Genomic DNA, 4,610 nt, shown 5'->3' on the forward strand with positions numbered 1-4,610 from the left:
CTTATTATTTTATATTATATAATAAAAATATTGATTTTACTATTTAATAAATACATTTAAAATATTTTATTTAGGGTTTATTTTAAATGTTAATTAAATCATACACTTATAAAAATCATGAATTTTATTATTCTTAATTGTACTTAATACTCTATCAATTGAAGAAATCATTAAAATTCAAAAAATAGTACAGTAAAAACAATATGTTATAACACATAAAATCAGAAAAATAGAAATGCGAACATATCCAAAACCGTATAAATATCAAATCAAATTTCCAGAAAAATATGTTGGAGATTATACAAATATTGTTGTAAGAAGTTCTTGGGAAAAAAAAATGTTTAGATGGTGTGATTCAAATCCATCAGTAATAAAATGGGGAAGTGAAATAACTGCGATACCTTATTTTAGTCAGGTTGATAATAAAATGCGTCGATATTTTATTGATCTATTTGTGCAAATGAAAAAAGAAGATGGATCAATTGAAAATTTAGCAATTGAAATAAAACCAAACAGTCAAATAACTAAACCTATAAAAGGTAAGAAAAGCACTAAGACATATATAAATGAATGCCTAACTTGGACAGTTAATCAAGATAAATGGAAAGCTGCTGAAGAATGGTGTAAACAAAATAATTTCAAATTCGTACTGATGGATGAATATGCTTTAGGTATTAAAAAAATCAAATAGTTTTATTTTTTAAATATAATAAATTAAGAGAAAATTTCAAATATGGCGAGAATAGAAAGGGAAGTTTCAAAAGCAACTCAACAAAGAAAAGCTCAGGCACTCAGATGGTTCTTTAATGCTACAAAGACTCATTATGAAGATTATAAACATTCTACTTTTAATACATTAAAAGCGGGAAAAAATGTATTCATCGGAGGATTATTTCACTTCCTATATGATGCGAAATGGAAAGATGAGCTTCCATATTGGGATATGTTGCCTTTAGTTATCCCAATAAACATTTATTCCGACGGTTTTCTGGGATTAAATTTACACTATTTACCTAATAATTTAAGAGTGAAATTGTTAGATATTTTATCATCTAATTTAGAGAAAACTCTTAATGCAGGAAAATATACAGAAAGAAAATATCTTGCGATAAATTATCAAATATTAAAAGGCGTTGCATCGAGTGATTTATTCTCACCTTGTATAAAGAGATATTTGAAAACCCATATTAAGAGTTCTTTTATAAAAGTAAGCCATGAAGATTGGACGGATGTTGCTTTATTACCAACTGCGAAATTCCAGAAGAAATCAGAGAGCTATGTTCATAAGCAAGTCAAATATAAAGGATGAAGATGAAATCGTTTCAAGAATATATTTTAGAAAATAATATCAAATTTAATAATATTATTTATCATTTTATTATTGATCCTGATTTTGATAACGATGGAGTACAATTGGTTGATTTTGATATTGAAAAAGTTGATAAACTATTTAAAAAAGATCAAGATTATTATATTAAATATTTAGGCAAAAATAGTACTCAAAGTGAATTTAAATATCAAAGATTTTTGGATTTTTTACAGAATAATAAAACAATTAAAGCACCTTCAATATCAGTAAATGATGAGGGGAATATTTCATTTAATAATGGTCGCCATAGATTTGCTGTTTTTAGGGATCAAGGATTTAAAGAATTACCGATGTCTGTATCAAAAGAATCTTTATTGAATGCAAAGAAATTTAGTTTAATATCTCAATAAAGGTTACAATTATGGCAAAGCATTTAAATGATCTTAGTATATCAAATTTATTAAGTAGACATAAATTCACTGGATTTGCTTCTCTTAATAGATATAGAGTTGAATTTCATTTACCAAGAGGATTCGCTGATGGGGGTATAACAAATATCGCTAATGTTATAGCTAATACTATTGACAAAAATTCATCAAATACACCTCTATCTGAAGCAGCAAAGTTACTATCCGGATTAACTGGACAAAATGATTTAGCTGGTACAAATTCTAATTCTGGACAATCAAAAATCAGATATATTGAAAATAATATAAACGATAATGGTCTAATCAGTTTATACTGTGAATCATGTTCTATGCCAGGTAGAACATTATTAACATATGATCATCGTCAATTATCTACACCATATAGAGTACCATATAGTCAATCACCTTATGATCCTATTACTATGTCATTCTTAACTGATTCTGATTTTAATACCAGAACTTATTTTGAAACGTGGCAAGGGGCAGTGCTTAATGTTGGTTCAAATACAGTCAATTATTATGATGAATTTGTAAGTGATATGAGAATAATATTGATTAATACAGATGGATATGATTCTGAATATTATGTTGATTTATTTGAATGTTTCCCAATAACTATTGGACAAGTTGATTTAGGATATGCGAACGGAGATATAGCTAAAATACCAATAACATTTTCTTATAAGTATTGGCAAAGTTCTGCGGATGATACGTCGATAATGAGATTTCAATAATTTAAGATATAAATAATAACAGTTAGATTAATATTGCAACTATTAATCAGCTCAGGATGATATTGAGTTGTCCTGTTTTAATTATTTATAAGGATGATAAATGAAAGATGAAATTACAAAAAGATTTATCCGGAATGGAAAAATTCATGGTAAATTATTATTAAAGCAAGAGAATCAAGAATATTTAGAACGAGTTAAAAATTTAACTTTATTTTTATTAACTGATGTAACTATACCTCAAAGATTATATCATTGTTACAATAATTTATTTGAATATCCTATTTGTATTGGTAGTAATAAAATTACTAAATTTAATGCTTTTACTACTGGATACTCTATTTATTGTTCTGAACATGAATGTCTTTGTAAAAAATATAAACAAAAAGTTTTTGAACAAACATGTATTGAAAAATATGGAGTAAAAAATCCATTTCAATCAGAAGTAATTAAAGATAAGATTAAACAAACTAATCTTGAACGATATGGCGTTGAAAATCCATCACAATCAAATTTAATACAAGACAAAATTAAACAAACAAACTTAGATATATATGGTGTTGAAAATCCGTTTCAATCAGAAGTAATTAGAGATAAGATTAAACAAACTAATCTTGAACGATATAGTGTTGAATATGCAATACAATCAAAAGAAGTTCAAGATAAGATTAAACAAACTAATCTTGATAGGTATGGTGTTGAACATAACTCACAAAGACAAAGTATTAAAGAAAAAAAGAAAAATATATTACTAAAAAATTATGGTGTTGAAAACCCATTACAGTCATTAGTTATTAAACGCAAAGTTGAACAAACATGTATTGAAAAATATGGAGTAAAAAATCCATTTCAATCAGAAGTAATTAAAGATAAGATTAAACAAACTAATCTTGAACGATATAGTGTTGAATATGCAATACAATCAAAAGAAGTACAGGATAAAATTAAACAGACTAATCTTGACAGGTATGGGGTTGAATATTCTATTGAATCAAATATAATTCGTAATAAGATTGAACAAACTAACTTAATACGGTATGGGGTCAAGAGTCCGTTACAATCAAAAGAAGTGCAAGATAAGATTAAACAAACTAACTTAATACGATATAATGTTGAAAATTATAATCAAAAACATATTACAGAATATATATTAGATTTAAATAATATTGAAATATGGAAAAGTTTCAAATGTATAGATGATGTGATTGAATATTATCCAACTTTACAGATACAATTATTATTAAGATATACTAGAAAATATAGACCAGATATAGAAACTTATAATATTAGTTTTCCACATAAAATAGTTTCAAATTATTTAAAACAAAATAATATCTATTTCATCGAAAATACCAGATCAATTATAAAACCATTGGAATTAGATATTTTTATACCTGATCATAAATTGGCTATAGAAATCAATGGTATTTATTGGCACTCAGAAACTTCTGGTAAAGATAAGAATTATCACCTTAACAAACTCGATAGATGTGAAGAATTAGGTATCAAACTTCTTCAATTTACCGATCAAGAAATTTTAAATAAAACTGATCTGATATTGTCTATGATAAGTAATACACTAGGATTGTATAAAGAACGGGTTTATGCTAGAAAATGTTTCGTTGGTAAAGTCGATACAAAAGTAGCGAAACAATTTTTTCAAGAAAATCATATCCAAGGATCTGGTAATGGATCTATTAATTATGGACTCTATAAAGATGGTGATCTTTTATCTTGTATTTCATACAGTAAACCTCGATATTCAAAAGGTTATGATTATGAAGTAATCAGGTTTGCTAATAAAATCGGATATTCGATACCAGGTGCTTTTTCAAAATTGATGAAGAATAGTAATCTTTCTGGTTCATTTATTTCGTATGCAAATCGGATGATTTCGAATGGTAATTTATACGAACAATGTGGATGGAAATTAGAGAATATTTCTGTACCGAGTTATTGGTATACCAAAGATTATCAGAAATTAGAACATAGATCGAAATATCAGAAGCATAAATTGAGTAAATTATTAGAAAATTTTGATCCAGAATTAACTGAATGGAAAAATATGAAGATGAATGGATTTGATCGTTATTGGGATTGTGGTACGAAAGTTTATAGTTATCAATAATATCTAAGTAACCA

Annotated in this window: 5 protein-coding genes; all 5 read left to right on the top strand. The window is 26.2% G+C overall.

Annotated elements, in window-relative coordinates:
* Positions 1 to 235 precede the first annotated feature (235 nt).
* The 5 genes from PHC28_RS15865 to PHC28_RS15885 all read left to right on the top strand — a co-directional run bounded on the left by PHC28_RS15865 (position 236) and on the right by PHC28_RS15885 (position 4,596).
* Positions 236 to 691, top strand: a complete 456-nt coding sequence (locus PHC28_RS15865) for a TnsA endonuclease N-terminal domain-containing protein (RefSeq protein ID WP_300102904.1) — start codon at positions 236 to 238, stop codon at positions 689 to 691.
* Between the two features lie 42 nt (positions 692 to 733).
* On the top strand, positions 734 to 1,309 hold the full coding sequence (locus PHC28_RS15870; RefSeq protein WP_300102907.1) for a hypothetical protein: 576 nt from the start codon (positions 734 to 736) through the stop codon (positions 1,307 to 1,309).
* A gap of 2 nt (positions 1,310 to 1,311) precedes the next feature.
* On the top strand, positions 1,312 to 1,719 hold the full coding sequence (locus PHC28_RS15875) for a hypothetical protein (RefSeq protein ID WP_300102909.1): 408 nt from the start codon (positions 1,312 to 1,314) through the stop codon (positions 1,717 to 1,719).
* A gap of 11 nt (positions 1,720 to 1,730) precedes the next feature.
* Positions 1,731 to 2,471: a hypothetical protein gene (locus tag PHC28_RS15880; protein WP_300102911.1), complete on the top strand. Its 741-nt coding sequence runs from the start codon at positions 1,731 to 1,733 to the stop codon at positions 2,469 to 2,471.
* Positions 2,472 to 2,571: 100 nt separating this feature from the next.
* Complete coding sequence (locus PHC28_RS15885) at positions 2,572 to 4,596, top strand: hypothetical protein (RefSeq protein WP_300102913.1); 2,025 nt, start codon at positions 2,572 to 2,574, stop codon at positions 4,594 to 4,596.
* Positions 4,597 to 4,610: the final 14 nt, after the last annotated feature.

The organism is Flavobacterium sp. (assembly GCF_028712645.1).
GTDB lineage: Bacteria > Bacteroidota > Bacteroidia > Flavobacteriales > Flavobacteriaceae > Flavobacterium.